Source organism: Streptomyces boluensis (assembly GCF_009908195.1).
In the GTDB taxonomy this organism is placed as follows: domain Bacteria; phylum Actinomycetota; class Actinomycetes; order Streptomycetales; family Streptomycetaceae; genus Streptomyces; species Streptomyces boluensis.
In genome coordinates this window covers 25,602-41,554 of sequence record NZ_JAAAHS010000021.1, presented here as the reverse complement: position 1 = coordinate 41,554, position 15,953 = coordinate 25,602, and the positions used below count along the sequence as shown (strand labels likewise).

The 15,953-nt window shown below is 72.3% G+C and carries 14 protein-coding genes; 9 read left to right on the top strand and 5 right to left on the bottom strand.

The genetic code is table 11. The annotated features are described in order from the left end of the window. The 5 genes from GUY60_RS05265 to GUY60_RS05245 all read left to right on the top strand — a co-directional run. Positions 1-989, top strand: a 989-nt coding sequence (locus GUY60_RS05265) for a hypothetical protein (protein ID WP_161694258.1), incomplete at its 5' end; no start/stop codon positions are given. 179 nt (positions 990-1,168) lie between these two features. Next, a complete protein-coding gene (locus GUY60_RS05260; protein ID WP_161694256.1) occupies positions 1,169-1,669 on the top strand; it encodes an NUDIX domain-containing protein in 501 nt (166 codons plus the stop codon). 123 nt (positions 1,670-1,792) lie between these two features. Continuing rightward, positions 1,793-2,668, top strand: a complete 876-nt coding sequence (locus tag GUY60_RS05255; RefSeq protein ID WP_161694254.1) for a class I SAM-dependent methyltransferase — start codon at positions 1,793-1,795, stop codon at positions 2,666-2,668. 117 nt (positions 2,669-2,785) lie between these two features. Beyond that, positions 2,786-3,217, top strand: coding sequence for a protein-tyrosine phosphatase family protein (locus GUY60_RS05250; RefSeq protein WP_161694252.1), 432 nt, complete (start codon positions 2,786-2,788; stop codon positions 3,215-3,217). A gap of 423 nt (positions 3,218-3,640) precedes the next feature. Next, positions 3,641-4,282, top strand: a complete 642-nt coding sequence (locus tag GUY60_RS05245; protein WP_376771158.1) for a PDZ domain-containing protein — start codon at positions 3,641-3,643, stop codon at positions 4,280-4,282. A gap of 50 nt (positions 4,283-4,332) precedes the next feature. Here the strand turns inward: GUY60_RS05245 and GUY60_RS05240 are convergent, their stop codons facing one another. Then, positions 4,333-5,088, bottom strand: coding sequence for a phosphodiesterase (locus GUY60_RS05240; RefSeq protein WP_161694250.1), 756 nt, complete (start codon positions 5,086-5,088; stop codon positions 4,333-4,335). Between the two features lie 221 nt (positions 5,089-5,309). Between GUY60_RS05240 and GUY60_RS05235 the strand changes: the two genes are divergently transcribed. Next, complete coding sequence (locus tag GUY60_RS05235; RefSeq protein WP_161694248.1) at positions 5,310-6,434, top strand: aminopeptidase P family protein; 1,125 nt, start codon at positions 5,310-5,312, stop codon at positions 6,432-6,434. Between the two features lie 22 nt (positions 6,435-6,456). Here the strand turns inward: GUY60_RS05235 and treZ are convergent, their stop codons facing one another. Both treZ and GUY60_RS05225 read right to left on the bottom strand, forming a co-directional pair. After that, positions 6,457-8,253: a malto-oligosyltrehalose trehalohydrolase gene (gene treZ / locus GUY60_RS05230; protein ID WP_161694246.1), complete on the bottom strand. Its 1,797-nt coding sequence runs from the start codon at positions 8,251-8,253 to the stop codon at positions 6,457-6,459. Positions 8,254-8,463: 210 nt separating this feature from the next. Beyond that, complete coding sequence (locus GUY60_RS05225) at positions 8,464-9,366, bottom strand: GNAT family N-acetyltransferase (RefSeq protein ID WP_161694244.1); 903 nt, start codon at positions 9,364-9,366, stop codon at positions 8,464-8,466. Between the two features lie 273 nt (positions 9,367-9,639). On the opposite strand from GUY60_RS05225, the gene GUY60_RS05220 reads away from it, so the two are divergent. After that, positions 9,640-10,191, top strand: coding sequence for an FHA domain-containing protein (locus GUY60_RS05220; protein ID WP_161694242.1), 552 nt, complete (start codon positions 9,640-9,642; stop codon positions 10,189-10,191). 151 nt (positions 10,192-10,342) lie between these two features. Here the strand turns inward: GUY60_RS05220 and GUY60_RS05215 are convergent, their stop codons facing one another. Further along, positions 10,343-11,611, bottom strand: coding sequence for a M14 family zinc carboxypeptidase (locus tag GUY60_RS05215; protein WP_161694240.1), 1,269 nt, complete (start codon positions 11,609-11,611; stop codon positions 10,343-10,345). Between the two features lie 163 nt (positions 11,612-11,774). Next, a complete protein-coding gene (gene lpdA, locus GUY60_RS05210; RefSeq protein ID WP_161694238.1) occupies positions 11,775-13,223 on the bottom strand; it encodes a dihydrolipoyl dehydrogenase in 1,449 nt (482 codons plus the stop codon). Between the two features lie 109 nt (positions 13,224-13,332). On the opposite strand from lpdA, the gene GUY60_RS05205 reads away from it, so the two are divergent. Both GUY60_RS05205 and GUY60_RS05200 read left to right on the top strand, forming a co-directional pair. Further along, a complete protein-coding gene (locus GUY60_RS05205) occupies positions 13,333-14,256 on the top strand; it encodes a LysR family transcriptional regulator (protein WP_161694236.1) in 924 nt (307 codons plus the stop codon). Positions 14,257-14,449: 193 nt separating this feature from the next. Further along, positions 14,450-15,901, top strand: a complete 1,452-nt coding sequence (locus GUY60_RS05200; protein WP_246234330.1) for an MFS transporter — start codon at positions 14,450-14,452, stop codon at positions 15,899-15,901. Positions 15,902-15,953 lie beyond the last annotated feature (52 nt).

The following is a 15,953-nucleotide window of genomic DNA, read 5'->3' as shown; positions in this document are numbered from 1 at the left end:
GGGCGGGGCGTACCGCGCTCGCCGCCTTCGCGCGTGCCTGGATGGCACGCCTGCCGCTCGCCGACGGCCGGTCCGCCTGCGTCACGAGCGGTGGCGCCGACGGTGACGGTGACGGTGACGCGGGCCGTGGCGTCGGTGGTGACGCGGGCGCGCGGCTCGACACCCATCTGATGTCCGAAGTCCTCGCCGACGACCGGATCCGCCAGGCGTACGGGCAGCTCATGAAGCTGAACGCGATCCTGCTCGGCCTCGCCCTGGAGCGGCTGAGCCCCGGTGTCCGGGAACGTCCGGCCACCCGTACCCGTCTCGTACGCGTGGCCGAGTCCGCGCTCACCGCTCTGCACGGCGCGCGCCAACTGGCCGATGCCGCCCCCGGGTTCGTCGAACCCTTCACCGTGATCGCCGCCTGCGAGCGCCTCGCGGACCTGGACGTCGACGGGCACTGGGACCCGCCACATCTGCCGTACGTTCCGCCCGCCCGGCCGGTTGACGAAGCCTGGTCGGCGCCCGAGGAGACGGCGGCCGCGCGCGGAGCGGGACCGGAAGCTCTGGCGGCCGGCGGGCCGGTCGACGTGGTGCGTGATGCGCCCGCGCGGTTCGCCGACGACGGCGTGCTCGCGGTGCTCGGTGTGCACCGTCTGGAGGCCGTGGAGGAAGCGGTACGAGCGGCTCCGCCTGGTGCGAGGGTCACTGTGGTGCTGGTCTCCGGGCATCCGGACGAGTTCATCCCGCTCGCCCGTCTGGCCGTTGCTGATGTCGTCGGCTGCCTGCGCAGCTCCTTCCCGGCCGCTTCCTGGCCCCGGCTCCAGGTGGTGTACGACGCCTCCGGCGCGCTCGCGGCAGCGGCCGGTGTGCCCTCCGTGAGCGACGGAACGGAGTCCGCCGTACGGATCGTCGACGGCCGGATCGTGGCCCGCGCCGACGGGCGCGGCGCGTGCCATGCGGCGGCGACCGCCAACCTGGCCCACCTGACACCCGCACCGCGCTGACCGGTGAGGGCACCCGCACCGCGCTGACGGACGAGGGCGGCCGCGCCGCGCGGCCGTGGGGCAGTGGCGGCCGCACCGGCGGTCCCGTACGAGCGCTCGCCCCGGCGGGGATACGGTGACGGTGATCGACGCCGAGGCGCAGCGAACTCGGCCGCCGCACTCGCAGGTTGGAGCCCGCCTTGTCCCGTCGAACGCCGCCCGGGTCCGCCGCGCCCAAGAACGAACGGGCGGACCGGGCGTTCCCCGCGCCCAACGGCGTCACCGGTGTCGGCGTGATCGTCGTCGACGAGGAAGGGCGCATCCTGCTCGGCCTCGGGCACGACGACCGCTGGGAACTGCCCGGCGGCAAGGTCGACGCGGGCGAGAGCTTCGAGCAGACCGCGGCCCGCGAACTGGCCGAGGAGACCGCCCTTTCGGTGTCCGCCGAAGCCGTACGCATCGTCGCCGTCCTGGTCGACGGCAAGCAGGGCGTCACCAGGCTCTCCGCCGCCGCAGTGGTGCCCGCGCCCGCCGGAGGGACCGCCGAGGTGACCGAACCGGACAAGATCGTGCGCTGGGCGTGGACCGCCGCCGACGCGCTGCCCACCGAGCTGTTCGAGCCGTCCGCCGGAATCCTCGCCGCCTGGCGACCGGAACTCGACGTACCGGCCCACCCCGCGCACTGCTACCGGATCTCCTGAACTCCCCCTTCTCGTACGTCGATTCGGCACACTGAACCCCTCGCCCGCCACGCATCGACACGCGCGCGAGGGTGCCGCGAGCCCCAGGAGATGTGGCACTACGCGTGCGTAGTTTGGGGCCTCATGGACCACGAGAAGATCATGCTGACCGGCGCGCAGGAGACCATGCTCGCCACCCTGTACGGGCGGGCCCTTGACAGCCGCTCGCCCCGCTCCGTCCTGCACGACGACGAGGCGGCCCGAGCCGTGCGGCGTGTCGACTACGACTTCAGCAAGACCGGCGTCAAGGGAACCTCGGCCGTGGGCATCGCCCTGCGCGCCCGCCAACTGGACGAGTGGACCCGTGAGTTCCTCGCCGCCCAGCCCTTCGCGACCGTGCTCCACCTCGCGTGCGGCCTGGACACGCGCGTGCACCGGATCGCACCGCCACCCTCGGTGCGCTGGATCGACGTCGACTTCCCCGAGGTCCTCGACCTGCGCCGCCGACTGCTGCCCGAGCCGGAGGGTGTGGACTACCGCACCATCGGCACGTCCGTGACCGCCGACGGCTGGCTGGAGCAAGTACCCGCGGACCGGCCGACTTTGGCCGTCTTCGAAGGCCTGACGATGTACCTGCGCGAAGCGGAGGGTCGCCGGCTCGTCGAGGGCATCACCGGGCGGTTCCCCGGCGGCCGCCTGCTGTTCGATGTGTACGGGACGATCGGCATCCGGCTCCAGAAGCGGGTGCCCGCCGTGCGCAACGCCGGGGCCACCCTGCACTGGGGCGTCGACGACCCCGCGGAACTGGAGTCCTGGGCACCGGGCCTGACCCTGCTCGACTCGCTCCGCAGTGTCGACGTACCCGGCCTTGAACACCTCCCGCTCTCCGGTCGCCTGGGTATGCGCGTCCTCGCCCGCATCCCTGTGCTGCGCGACGTGGGACGCATCCTGCGCTACGGCTTCCCGCCCTCGGAGAGCGGCAACAGCGGTCCGGACGGTTCCGCGAAGCCGGGCGAGTAGCGGGACGAGAAGGGTCAGGAGCAGGCGTACGAACAGCGAGTGCGCGGGCTCGGGCCGTCGGACGGCGGCTTCGCGTGCGCGTGGCGTACGGGCGGCCTGCCCGCCTACGGTGTGGGCGTGACCGAGACCTGGGACCTGGAGGCCACCGGAGTGCTGCGCCTGCCGTCGGGGCGGCTGGTGCGCGGGCGCGGGCTGCGTAAGCCGCTGCCCGCCGGGCCGTTGCCCACGTACAGCGTGTTCCTGCTCGGGAAGCAGCCGCCCGAAGTCGCCTGGGAGTCCCGGTGGTTGCGCTGGCCGGACTTCCGGCTGCCGAGCGACCGCGCGGACGCCCGTGCGGTGCTGCGCGTCGCCTGGGAGCGCACCGGGTCCGAGCGAGTCGAGGTCGCCTGCGGTGGCGGTCGCGGACGCACCGGCACGGCGCTCGCCTGCCTTGCCGTCCTCGACGGCGTACCCACCGGGGAGGCCGTGGCGTTCGTGCGTCGGCACTACGACCGGCACGCCGTGGAAACCCCTTGGCAGCGGCGGTACGTGCGCGACTTCGCGGGGTGACCCGAGCGAGGCTGGAAGGACGCGTTCCGCATTCCCGGTGAGCAGATGCCGCGCATCATGGGGCGCTGCGACGGCGCCTACGGGCGGTTCCTGTACCACCGTCACCTCCTGGGGCATGAGGGCATGGGGATCGTGCGGCCGGGCCATGGGCCGGGCGTTCGCGGGGGCGCTCACGGGTAGGTGAGCAGTCGCCGCTCGGTCGGTCGCCCCGGCTGGCCCGGGGCCGTCATATCGTCATGCCGAAGAACGTAACAACCGCCACTGACAACGGACTTGGCGGCACGTCTGACCAGGGAATTCTCCGCGGCGGGCGCGCGGCTCGCCCGCCTCGCTCGGATGTGCCCCCGTCTGTCCGGGATCGTCACTCTTTCGTGAATCGTTCTGCGGTGAGCCGTGGGGTAGAGCATCACGCGGAGGCGAGCCATGGACATGGAACAGACAGCGTTGCGTCCGAAGCCGATGCCCGGCCGTGCGGCGGCGGCCGAACCGGGGCACCGTCCACACGCCGCCCGGCGGCGGGGCAGGCGGCTGATGACCGCGCTCCTCACCGTCGGCGCCGCACTGACGCTGCTGCTCGCCGGGGTCGGCCTCGGTACCGTCGGCGCGACCGTCATCGGCATGAGCAGGCTCGCCGACCTGAAGCAGCAGGCCGCGGCGCACCTGCCAGGCCAGCAGGGCGGTGCGCAGCCGTCGGGCCCGCGCACCGGCGGTCCGGACCACTCAGGGCAGCCCTCGCATCAGGAGCCGCAGGGCGGCACGGCGGACGCCAAGGGTGCCGGTGCGTCCGGCAGGGCCGCTCGGCCGACCCTCGGTGTCGAGGCGGTCGACGCGCCGAAGGGTGGTGGTGCGCTGCTCGTCGGCGTGCACGTCCCGGGGCCCGGCTATGTCGCGGGGCTCGTGCGCGGTGACGTACTGCTGACCCTCGGCGGGGCGAAAGTGGGGTCGGCGGCCCAACTCGCGGCCGCCGTCGCCCAGTCCCGCCCCGGCGCGGCGGTACCCGTGACGGTGCGGCACGCGAACGGCGAGCGCCAGTACCTCTCCGTCACGCCGGGCGTGGTGACGTAGCGACAACGCGCGTGCGTGCGTGTGCGTGTGGCCGGGTGCCGGGTGCCGGCTCAGGTCGCTCGCACGCTGCGGAAGTGCGTCGTCAGGCGCCCCTCGTCGTCGAGCACATGGAAGGCGAGCCCGGGGTCGGCTTCGCGGTCCGCCAAGTCCGGGCTCTCCCACGGCAATTGAAGCATCCAAGTGACGCCAGGGCCGACGACGAGGGGGCGCCCCGCGAACACCGTGGCCGCTGGGGAGTGGGCGTGCCCGGTGATGACCGCCTTGACCTGCGGGCGGCGCTCCAGCAGGGCGGCCAGGTCCTGCGGCCGGCGCAGCGGATAGGAGTCCGGCAGCGGGTGGTGCAGGGCAACCGGCGGGTGATGGAACGCCAGCAGGGCCGGCGTATCGGCGTCCAGGTCGTCGAGCGTCGCCTCGATCCATGCGTACGTCTCCCCGTCGAGGAGGCCGTCGTCGCGGCCGGGGATGCTCGAGTCACACATGAGAACAGCGGCGCCGTTGACGCGATGGATGGCGTTCACCGGGGCGTCGGGGCGAGACGCGTCGGGCTCACCCAGGAGTGCCTTGCGGTACGGCGCGCGCACGTCGTGATTGCCGGGACAGGTGAGTACCGGGAACGGTGCCCGGAGGATGCGGGCCGCCTCCTCGTACTCGGCCTCCGTGCCGTGGTCGGCGATGTCCCCCGTGACGAGCACCGCGTCCACGCGCGCGTGGAGACCGCGCAGCCGGTCCATGACCCGTTCGGCACGTTCACGCGCGCGTGCTGTGCCGTCGAGGTGGAGATCGCTGATCTGGGCCAGTACGAGCACGTTTTGAACCCTCCCCGAGGGGCCGACGGTCTCCGACCGTAGCGACAGGCTTCCGTCGGCAGTTAATGTTTGGAGGCCATCCAACCATTAACCGTGCGGGTGTGTGGTGCGGGCCGGCGCAGGTCTCCGAGGAGCCGCTCAAGCCGGGCACCACTCGCGCGCGTGCGTGGGGCCGGGCGATGATGCGCGGGGAGAATTCCGCATGCTCTGGGAGGCAGCCAATGACGACCGCGCCCGTGCCGTTCACCGCCGACGACTACAAGGCTCGGATGGAGCGTGCAGTCCAGTCCGCCACCGACGCCGGTCTCGCCGGGGTGCTCGTCGCGCCAGGACCCGACCTGGTCTGGCTCACCGGCTACCAGCCCACCGCGACCACGGAGCGGCTCACCCTGCTCGTGCTCGCCGCCGGCCAGGACCCCGTGCTCGTCGTGCCCACCCTGGAGGCGCCGGACGCCCAGCGGGCCCCTGGAGCGCCCGCGCTGACCCTGCGGGACTGGACGGACGGCAAGGACCCGTACGCCGTCACCGCGCCGCTGCTCGACGTGGACGGTCGCTTCGGCGTCAGTGACAACGCCTGGGCCATGCACCTTCTCGGCCTGCAGCAGGCACTGCCCGGCACGACGTACGCCTCCCTGACCGAGGCCCTGCCGATGCTGCGCGCCGTCAAGGACGTCCACGAACTGGAGCGGCTCACGGCCGCGGGGGCGGCGGCGGACGCCACGTACGAGGAGATCCTCAAGGTGCGTTTCTCCGGCCGCAAGGAGCTCGATGTGGCGGCCGACCTGGCTGATCTGTTGCGGCAGTTCGGGCACTCGCAGGTCGACTTCACTGTTGTCGGGTCCGGGCCCAACGGCGCCAACCCGCACCATGAGGCGGGCGAACGCACCATTGAGCACGGCGACATGGTGGTGCTCGATTTCGGCGGCCTCAAGCACGGCTACGGCTCGGACACCTCGCGCACCGTGCACGTGGGTGAGCCGAGCGCCGAGGAGCAGAAGGTGCACGATCTCGTGCGGGAGGCGCAGGACGCGGGGTGCGCGGCCGTCCAGCCGGGCATCGCCTGCCAGGAGGTCGACCGGGCGGCCCGCGCGGTCATCGACGACGCCGGGTACGGCACGTACTTCATCCACCGCACCGGCCACGGCATCGGCGTGACCACCCACGAACCGCCCTACATGATCGAGGGCGAGGAACAGCCCCTGGTGCCCGGCATGTGCTTCTCCGTGGAGCCCGGGATCTATCTGCCGGGGCGGTTCGGCGTACGCATCGAGGACATCGTCACGGTCACTGACGAGGGCGGCCACCGTCTCAACAACACGGCGCGCGAACTGGCCGTGGTCGAGTAGCCCTGGGCGGCGGCGGCCCGCCTCACTGGAGCGGGCCGAGCACCACGCACGACTCGGGCGGCAGATGCAGGGTGCCGTCCGGGCCGGGCGCCTCCACGGGCTCCCAGGCGGCGAGGACGCGCGCCCGGCCGCCCAGGAGCGGGATCTCGGCCGGTTCCTTGGCGAGGTTGACGGCGATCCGCAGGTCCCCGCGCCGGAACGCCAGCCACCGGCCCGCTTCGTCGTACGCCACCCGCACCGATGCCAAGTCCGGGTCGCACAGGTCGGGTTGGCTGCGGCGCAGCGCGATCAGGGTGCGGTACCAGTCGAGCACGCGCGCGTGGTGCCCGTTCTGCGGCTCGCCCCAGTTCAGACGGGAGCGTTCCAGGGTCGCCGGGTCCTGCGGGTCCGGGATGCCGTCCGCGTCCCAGCCGTGGGAGCTGAACTCCCTTGTGCGGCCCCGCCGTACGGCCTCGGCGCGCTCGGCGTCGGGCTGATCGGTGAAGAACTGCCACGGCGTTCCCGCCGCCCACTCCTCGCCCATGAACAGCATGGGGATGAACGGCGCCGTGAGCGTGAGCGCGGCCGTGCAGGCGAGCAGGCCGGGTGTGAGCGAGGCCGAAAGCCGGTCCCCTTGTGCACGATTTCCCACTTCGTCGTGGGACTGCGCATGCCCGATGAAGCGGTGCGCGGGGGTGCGTACCCGGTCCACGGGCCGACCGTGGCGGTGGCCGCGGAAACCGGAATGGCCTCCGTCGTGGAAGAACGCGGCCGTCAGGGTCTTCGCCAGCGCCGCGAGGGGTGCGGGCGCGAAGTCCGCGTAACGGCCCTGCTCCTCGCCGGTCAGCGCGGTGTGCAGAGCGTGATGGAAGTCGTCGTTCCGCTGAGCGTGCACCCCCAGCCCGCCGGAGGTGCGCGCGGTGATCAGGCGCGGGTCGTTGCGGCCGGACTCCGCGACGAGGAACAGCGGCCGATCCAGTTGGGTGGCGAGCTCGTCCACGGCGGTGGACAGCTCCTCCAGGAAGTGACACGCGCGCGTGTCTCGCAGGGCGTCGACCGCGTCGAGCCGGAGCCCGTCGATCCGGAAGTCCCGCAGCCAGGACAGCGCGCTGCCGATCAGATACGCGCGCACCTCGTCGGAGCCCGCGCCGTCCAGGTTGGCGGCGGCACCCCAGGGTGCGTGCGGGCCGTCCGAGAGGTGGGGGTCGTCCGAGACGTACGAGCTGTTCGAGAAGTACGGGCCGTACGCCGCGAGGTGGTTGTCCGACGGGCCCAGATGGTGATGCACCACATCGAGCACCACGCCGAGCCCGTGCTCATGCGCGGTGTCGACAAAGCGCTTCAGCGCGTCGGGCCCGCCGTACGGCTCGTGCACGGCCCACGGCGACGCCCCCTCGTGCCCCCAGCCGTACCGCCCCGGCATCGGGCTCAGCGGCATCAGCTGAACGTGGCTGACCCCCAAGTCCCGGAGATGGCCCAGGCGTTCCGCAGCCGCGTCCAGGGTGCCCTCGCGGGTGTACGTGCCGATGTGCAGCTCGTACAGCACCGAAGCGCCCGTCAGGGCCCGGCCCGGCCACGGCGTGCGCCAGGTGTACGCGTCGTGGTCCACGACGGCGCTCGCCCCGTCCGGTCCGTCCGGCTGGCGAAGGGAGCGCGGATCCGGCAGCGGCGGCCCGTCGCGGCCGTCGAGCACGAAGCCGTACCGCGCCCCGTGCGCCGCTTCCGCGTCGCCCGTCCACCAGTCCGGCCGCTCCGGATCACGCATCAACGCGTGCGTGCTGCCCTCCAGTCGGAGCGTGACCCGGTCCTGCGCCAGTGGCGCCCACACCTCGAACCGCACGGACGGACCCCCGTCTGCTGCCGCCGACCGTCGTGTCCGGCCGGACGCTGTCAGTGACCTCGCCCGTCCATCGTGCTGCACCGGAGATCATTCCGCCGCTGGTTCCGCCACATCCGGAGCCGAATCCCGCGCCTTCAGTGGCGAGTTCAGCAGGTCGACGCCGGCGGCGAAACCGGCACTATCAGGTGCGCGACGACACCCAGGGGCCGTTCACACGAGGTCGATGCGCCGCTGCGCCACCGGATAGCCCGCCTTCGCGAAATGCGCCGCCATAGGGGCGTTTCCCAGGTCCGTCGCCGCGACGATGTGCTCGACTCCGCGCTCGCTCAGGAAGTGAGTCGACTCGGCGAGGAGGTCGAAGGCGTATCCGTGGCCGCGCTGCTCCGGGACCACACCGATGAACCCGGCCGCGAAGCCCACCGGGATCCGGCACGGCAGATGCAGCCCCACTAGTGCGCCCTCGGGCGTGTACGCCAACTGCGGCCAGGCCTCCGGGCACCAGTGGATGTACTCGAGCTCCTCCCGCGCCGCCTGATCCGGGCCGCCCGTCTCCTTCGCGCGTAGTGCGTGCGCGTCCAGGGTGGCGGAGTGGATCCTGCGCAGCACGTCGAGGAGCACGTCGTCGTCACGCTCGTCGACGAACACCAATCGGCCCGGTCGCTCCGGAAGTCCGCATTCCGGCGTCCACGCGTAGCGGAGGCGTTCCACAAGGAGGCGTTTTCCCGCCTTCTCTGCCGCGGCGATGCGAGCCTCTGCGGCCGCTTTGGCCTCGGGCCGCTCGCGCCAGTCGGGCGGCAGGACCAGCTCGTAGTCGACGTCGAACGGTGCCTCGCGCAGCAGCGTGACACCGGCCTCCAGCTCGCCGTCGGCGAAGTCCAACCAGTTGATGTTGCGTGGCTCTGTGTCCTCGGGAGCGCCCCACCAGGCGGCACGCGCGACGACCTTGCCGTCGCGCAGGGCCACATAGGTCCAGTCGGGCCGGTAGCCGCCGCCCTCGGCCAGCGTGCGGTACTCGACGCCCGTGATGGCGCGGCCCACGAGGCCGGGATCGGCAAGGGAGTTGAACAGGTGCGCGTCCCGGTCGGTGAGCGCGCGGACGACCAGATCGGTCATGGAAGAGTCCTTCGGTACGGAACGACACGCTCCCGTTCAGACCCGGAACGCCGCACGGACGGGGCGGGAGCGCAGTGACAGAGTGGTGCACTTCATCGCTCTCGCCTCCTTTCCGTAAGCAGTGGCGTCGCGTCGACCCTATGTGCGAGGTGCGGCCCGGTCCAGCGGATTTCGGCTCCCTGGGGTGTGCGCGGGAGATCGCCGCTGGTCAGCGACGGCCGAACTTGACGGGTTTTCTGGACACCCCGGCGGCACTGTCCGACAATCGCGAACGTGACGTCCTCCTTCGAGTTCCCCACGTCTCCCGCTCGGCTGTCGGACGCCGAACGTGACGAGGCGCTGCGCGCGCTGCGGGAGGGCGTGGCTCACGGAAGGCTCTCGCACGACACGTACGTACGCCGTATGGAGCTCGCGCTGGTCGCCCGCCGGGCCGACCAACTGGCCGCTCTCACCGCCGATCTGCCGCCCGAGCAGGGCCGCTTGGGGCGCTTTGTGACCGGCTCGGTCGGCGCCGTGTCGGCGTTCACCGTGCGGGTGCGCAGGGCCTGGCAGGCCGAGCGGCTGCCCAAGCTGCTGCTGCCCGCGCCCGCGCCGTACCCGCTGCGCATCGGACGCGACCCGGCCAGCGGCCTGCGCCTCAGCCACGACACCGTCTCGCGCCGTCACGCCGAGCTGCGCATGGAAGGCGGCCAGTGGGTGCTGCGGGACCTCGGTTCGACCAACGGGACGAACGTCAACGGGCGGCGTGTGATCGGCGCCGCGATCGTCCGGGACGGCGACCATGTCAGCTTCGGGTCGATGAAGTTCAGGCTCGCCGTGCAGTGAACTCGCGGCGCGTTCGGGTGCGGCTGGTGGGTCGGTTCCTCAATCGGCTTCCACGCGCGCGTGGTTGGGGGCACCTCGAATCGGCCTTCACGCGCGGGTGGTTGAGGTGGTGCCTCGAATCGGCCTCCACGCGTGCGTACCCGTGTGTGTCTCAATCGCCTTCCACGCGCGCGTGCCGGGCTGCTGCGATGACCGTGCGGGACTGGTGTTCCACCTGGTGCTCCAGGGGGACCCAGCGGGCCCGGAAGTGGACCTCGAAGGCATCGCACCAGTGCGCCACCAAGCGCTCCAGGCGCGGCGCCACCTCGTCCTCCGCCTCTTCGAGTACCCGCAGCAGCATCGCCGCCGCGCGCAGCGGCAGCCGGCGGCCGAAGGCGTCGATGCTGGAGACGTACGTCATCGTCGCGCCCCGCGGCGGCGGGCGCAGCCAGTCCTCCGCGAGCCCGGGGGCCAGCCCCAGGGCCCAGCGCGCGGCCCGCAGCAGAGGCGCGCAACCGTCGGGCAGCGCCCGCTCCTCGGCGTCCGCGAGGCCGGTCTCGTGCAGCACGGCCTCCACCCGCAGGGACTCCGAGCGCAGCCTCCGGGAGATCAGCTGGAGCGCCTCGTGCGGCGCCGGGTGGGGCGCCGGGTCGTCGACGAGGTCGCTCGCCCACATGGGCACCTCGACGATCGCCGTGCGCCCGCCGTACCGGTGCACGTGATGCCACGTCGACCGGGTCACGTCCTCGGGGAGGCTCGGGAACAGCGCGTCCGTGCCCGCATCCGGCATGACATGCACCCCGGGCCCGGACACCGGCCAGCCCGCGGCGTCCGACGTACTGGTCTCGATCGGAATGTGCAGCTCCGCAGCGGACTTGGCGAAGGGCTCAGCGAGCCCCGGTATGTCCCGCGTCAACTGCACCCAGCTGCCGCCCAGATCAGTGCCGTGCAGCGACACCTGGAGGAAGGGCCGCAGCTCGTCTATGACGCCGAGCAACGCGCGCGTCTCCGGCGGCCACGCGTGCGCGGGGAGGACCGAGGGTGCCCACTCCGGCTGTTCGGGGCCTGCGGGGCGGAAGAAGTGCCGGTGGTAGTCGAGCAGCGAGCGGGGCGCCGCCGCGCGGTGCAGGGCCGCGCCGTCCGGGTCCGCGCAGAGCAGGAAACTCCACCTCGTCCCGGTCCGCAACTCCCGCTCCCGCACCACGCGTTGGGCCAGGTGCAGCACTGTGGGGCCGCCCACCGGCTCGTTGGCGTGGGCGCCCGCGACGACCAGGACATGCCGCCCAGCCGTGCCCACGGTCAGCAGGTGCAAAGGGCGCCCCGCGCGTGAGGTGCCGATCTGCCGAAGCGCGCAGAGGTCGGGCCGTTCCGCCGCCAACGCCCGGGCCGACAGGACGATTTCCGTCACACTGGGGTAGTGCTGCTCCGTCAGGTGACTCACCCCCGTTGGCCCTCCCGGCGTGCGCAACCGCAGTACCCCACGCCCCGGGGTCCCTGTCAAGCGCCCCGTACCACCGCGGGTATACGGATGTGAGCACTCCGCAATACGGGCGCGGGGCGGTACCGGCGCGCGCCCGCGGATACCGGCGCCAGGGTGGTCCTCACTACTGGTGCAGCCCCCGTCCCGCGAGGGTCAGGAAGGCCTCTCCGACGGCCTCGGAGAGTGTGGGATGGGCGTGGACGTGCCGGGCCACGTCGGCGGGCTCAGCGTCCCAGCCGACGATCAACTGGCTCTCCGCGATCATCTCCGAGACGTGCGGGCCCACCAGATGCACGCCGAGTACCCGTCCACCACCGGCCTCCGCGACGACCTTCACCATGCCGCCCTGGCCGTGCACCATGCCCTTGGCGACCGCCGTCAGGGGCATGGTGTTCGCCTCCACTTCGTGTCCACGCGCGCGTGCGTCCGCCTCGCTGAGGCCTACGGAAGCGGTCTGCGGCGACGAGTACGTGACCCGGGGGACCGCCGAGTGGTCCACCGGAGGGGAGGCGAGTCCGGCCAGTGTCTCGGCCACCAACAGCCCCTCCGCGAAGGACGCGTGGGCCAGACCGGGCGACGGGGGCGGCAGTAGATCGCCCACCACATGGATGCCCGGTACGGATGTCTCCAGGCGCGTCCAGTCGGCAGGCGCCACGAAGCCCCGCCCGTCGGCGCTCAGCCCCGCGGCGGCCAGGTCGAGCCCGTCCGTCACCGGGGCGCGGCCCACGGCCACCAGGAGCCGGTCGGCCGCCACCGCGCGGGTCTCGCCGCGCGCGGTGCGCAGGGTGACCCGTACGCCGTCCGCGAGCACTTCCGCATCGGTCATACGGGCGCCGGTCTGCACGTCGATCCCGCGCTTCTTCAGGCCGCGCGTCAAGTGCCGTGAAACATCCGTGTCTTCCAGCGGAACGATCCGGTCCGCGGCTTCTACGAGGGTGACGTCGGCGCCCATGGAGCGGTGGAATGACGCGTACTCGACACCGATCGCGCCGCCCCCGAGCACAACCACCGAACCCGGCAGCCCCGGCGCGAACAACGCGTCGTCACTGGTGACCACGTGCCTGCCGTCAGGCGCCAGACCGGGCAGCGTGCGCGGCCGCGAACCTGTGGCGAGGACGATGCCGCGCCGCGCCGTGAACTCCCCATGACCCTCTATGTGCACGGAACGCGGCCCCGTGAGGCGGGCGTTGCCGTGCACCACGCGCACGCGTGCGTGGGACAGATGGGCCTCCACGCCCTTGTGGTTGCGGGACACGATGTCGTCGCGGGTCGCCACGAGCGCAGGCCAGTCCACCGAGTCGAGCGTGGCCTTCACACCCCACCGCTCCCGCGCCTCGGTGATCCCGTCGACCAACTCGGCGGCGTGCAGCATCGCCTTGCTCGGGATGCAGCCGCGGTGCAGGCAGGTGCCGCCCACCTTGTCCCGTTCGGCGAGCACCACCGTCAGCCCCAGGTGGGCGGCGCGCAGCGCGGTCGAATAGCCACCCGTACCGCCACCGATCACGATGACGTCGGCGGCCAAATCCGGCACTACAGGCGTGTGTTGGGGGAAATTTCCCTGCGCTGTGTTCATGATCCTCAGCGTCCCTCCGGACCTTGCCATGCGTCCAAGGCAATGTTCTTGTGGATGCGATGAAGAACGCTTATGGGACGGGGAGCGCACCGAGAGAGGCGGGGGAACGGTGAGTCTGCGACAGATGGAGTACTTCCTGACCGTCGTCGAGGAGTCGTCGTTCACACGCGCGGCAGAGGTTCTGCACGTGACGCAGCCCGCCCTGTCCCACCAGATCAAGGCCCTGGAGAAGTCGGTCGGCGGCGCGCTGCTCGAGCGCATGGCGCGCGGTGTGCGCCTCACCCCGATGGGGCGCGCCTACCTGCCGCATGCCGAACTCGCCGTGCGCAGCGCGGAACAGGCCCAGCGCGCCGCCCGCGCCGCCTCCGGGGCCGAGGGCGGCGAACTCCACATCGCGGCCGTCCACGCCGTCGCTGTGGGCGTCCTGCCGGATGTCTTCGCCCACTGGCGCCGCGCCCATCCGGGAGTGCAGTTGCTCCTCCACGAGTACGGCACGACCGAGGCCCTGGAGGAACAGGTCGAGCGGGGTGTGGCCGATCTGGCCGTCGGGCCGCCGCCGCAGTACTGGACGGGTTCGGTGACCCCTGTCGGCGAGGAGGAGATCGTGCTCGCGGTGCCGTTCGACGACGACCTCGCGGGCCGTACGGCCGTGCGGCTCGCGGAGCTCTCCGGGCGCCCCTGGGTGCGGTGTGCCATGGAACCCGTCGTACAGGGGCAGCGTTTTCTCGACTGGGCCTGTGGGCAGGCGGGATTCGCGCCCCGTACCGCGGTGTGGACCGAGCACACGTCGACGGCGGTGCGCATGGCCGCGTCCGGAGTCGGCGTCGCCGCGGCGCCCTCCCATTTGGTGCGTGGCGCGGTCGGCGAGGACTGTGTGGTGCTGTCCGTGGAGCCGCCGTGGAAACGCTCCCTGACGGTCTTCTCACGCGTCGAACCGACCGGGGCGGCTGCGGCCTTCGTCCGCGTACTCCAGGAAGTGCTGCCGCCCTACGCGCCGCCGCCGCTGCCGTTGAAGGCGTACGAGGACTGCTGAGGTCCGAACTCCGGGTCTGGCGCCGGGAACAGCGTGCCTCCAGGCGCCGAGCAAATCGCGCTCCACGCGCGCGTGCCATCGGCTGAGGCGTCGGCCTCGGCGTCGGCGTCATGTGAATCTACGGAGCCGCGCGGCTGGCTTTCGTGTCATCGCCGCATGGGTGCGCGGCCTGAACCGTCGATAGCTTCGGACGATGTCGCAGGAGCAGCCGGAGACAGGGCCGGAGAAGGGGCCGGGCCTGAAGCCCGCGCGCGGGGCGTCGCAGACGTACCGCGAGGTGATCGGGCTCTCCGGCGCGCTGCTTCCGGTGATCTCGTTCCTGGGGCGGCTGCCCACGGCGATCATCCAGATGGGCAGCGTCCTGATGGTGACCAGGACCAGCGGCTCCCTCGCCACGGGCGGAGCGGTCGCCTGCGCCCTCGCGCTCGGCCAGGTGTCCATGGGGCCGTTCGTGGGCCGCCTCGCGGACCGGCGCGGACAGCGCCCTGTGGTGCTCGTGCTCGCGGCCCTCAACGCCCTGGCCATCACGGTGTTCACGGCCGGTGCGCTCCTCGACGCGGCCACCCCGCTGCTCGTGCTGCTCGGCGCCCTGGCCGGGGCCACGGTGCCCGGCATCGGCCCGCTGGCCAGGGCGCGTCTGGTGGCGCTCGCGCGCCGCAGGAGCGGCGACGGCCGCCTGGTCGACGCGGTGATGTCGCTGGAGAGCACCATGGACGAGGTGTCCTTCGTGCTCGGCCCCGCCGCCGTGGGGCTCGCGGCGGTCGTCGGACACCCGGCGTACGCGATGATCTTCGCCGCGCTCCTCGTCGCGGTCTGCGGTACCGGATTCGCCCTGCATCCGACGGCCTCGACCCTGCCCCCGACCGGCGGGCACCCACAACGGCCACGCGCGCGTGCGGCGGAGGAACCCGCACGCGCGCGTGGCGCACGGTCCCGTATGCCGCGCCAGGTGTACGTGGTGCGGATCGGCCTTGTCCTGCTCGGAGTGCTGCTCGGCGGCTGCGGGGCGGGTATCACCGCCCTCACCGAGGACCTCGGCCGCCCGGACCAGGCGGGCCTCGTGTACGCCGCGATGGGCGTCATGAGCGCGGTCGTCGGCCTGTCCATGGCCGCGCTGCCGGAGCGTTTCGGGCTCCTCCTGAGGTGGCGGGTGGCGACGGCCGCTGCGGTGCTGTTGTCGCTGCCGCTGGTGTGGACGGACTCGTTGGCCGGCCTGTACGTAGTAGTGACGGTTTTCGGCGCGATCTTCGCCCCCAACCTGATCACCGGTTTCGGGCTCACCGAGCGGGCCGTGCCGCGTGAACGGCTCGCCGAGGGCATGACGTTCGCGTCGAGTGCCTTCGTCGGCGGCCAGGCCGTGACGCTCGCCGTCGCCGGGCAGTTGGCCGAGTCGTACGGCCCTGCGGCGGCGTTCGCCGTCGGCAGCGCGGCCGCGGCCCTCGCCTTCGTCGTCGCCCTCGCGACCCGCCCGATCCACGGCGCGGGCCCTGGCACCGAGGAACTCGCCAGTGACACCAAGGGTGATGAACAGGCAGACGCTCAGACCCGATCACGTGGGTCAACATCGGGTTCCACCAGACACCCGGGACAAGGGCCGGGAGCCGATACCGGTGCACCGGCAGGGCTTTCCGCCGGCTCCACGTGACGTGACCGCTATGAATCCGCTCACTCCGCCGGAGCTCGCGGATCAGAACGGC

Excerpts from the sequence above, each read along its gene's own strand:
- lpdA (WP_161694238.1), bottom strand. The coding sequence starts at position 13,223 with ATGAACACAGCGCAGGGAAATTTCCCCCAACACACGCCTGTAGTGCCG.
- GUY60_RS05200 (WP_246234330.1), top strand. The coding sequence starts at position 14,450 with ATGTCGCAGGAGCAGCCGGAGACAGGGCCGGAGAAGGGGCCGGGCCTG.
- GUY60_RS05235 (WP_161694248.1), top strand. The coding sequence starts at position 5,310 with ATGACGACCGCGCCCGTGCCGTTCACCGCCGACGACTACAAGGCTCGG.
- GUY60_RS05245 (WP_376771158.1), top strand. The coding sequence starts at position 3,641 with ATGGACATGGAACAGACAGCGTTGCGTCCGAAGCCGATGCCCGGCCGT.
- GUY60_RS05255 (WP_161694254.1), top strand. The coding sequence starts at position 1,793 with ATGGACCACGAGAAGATCATGCTGACCGGCGCGCAGGAGACCATGCTC.
- GUY60_RS05225 (WP_161694244.1), bottom strand. The coding sequence starts at position 9,366 with ATGACCGATCTGGTCGTCCGCGCGCTCACCGACCGGGACGCGCACCTG.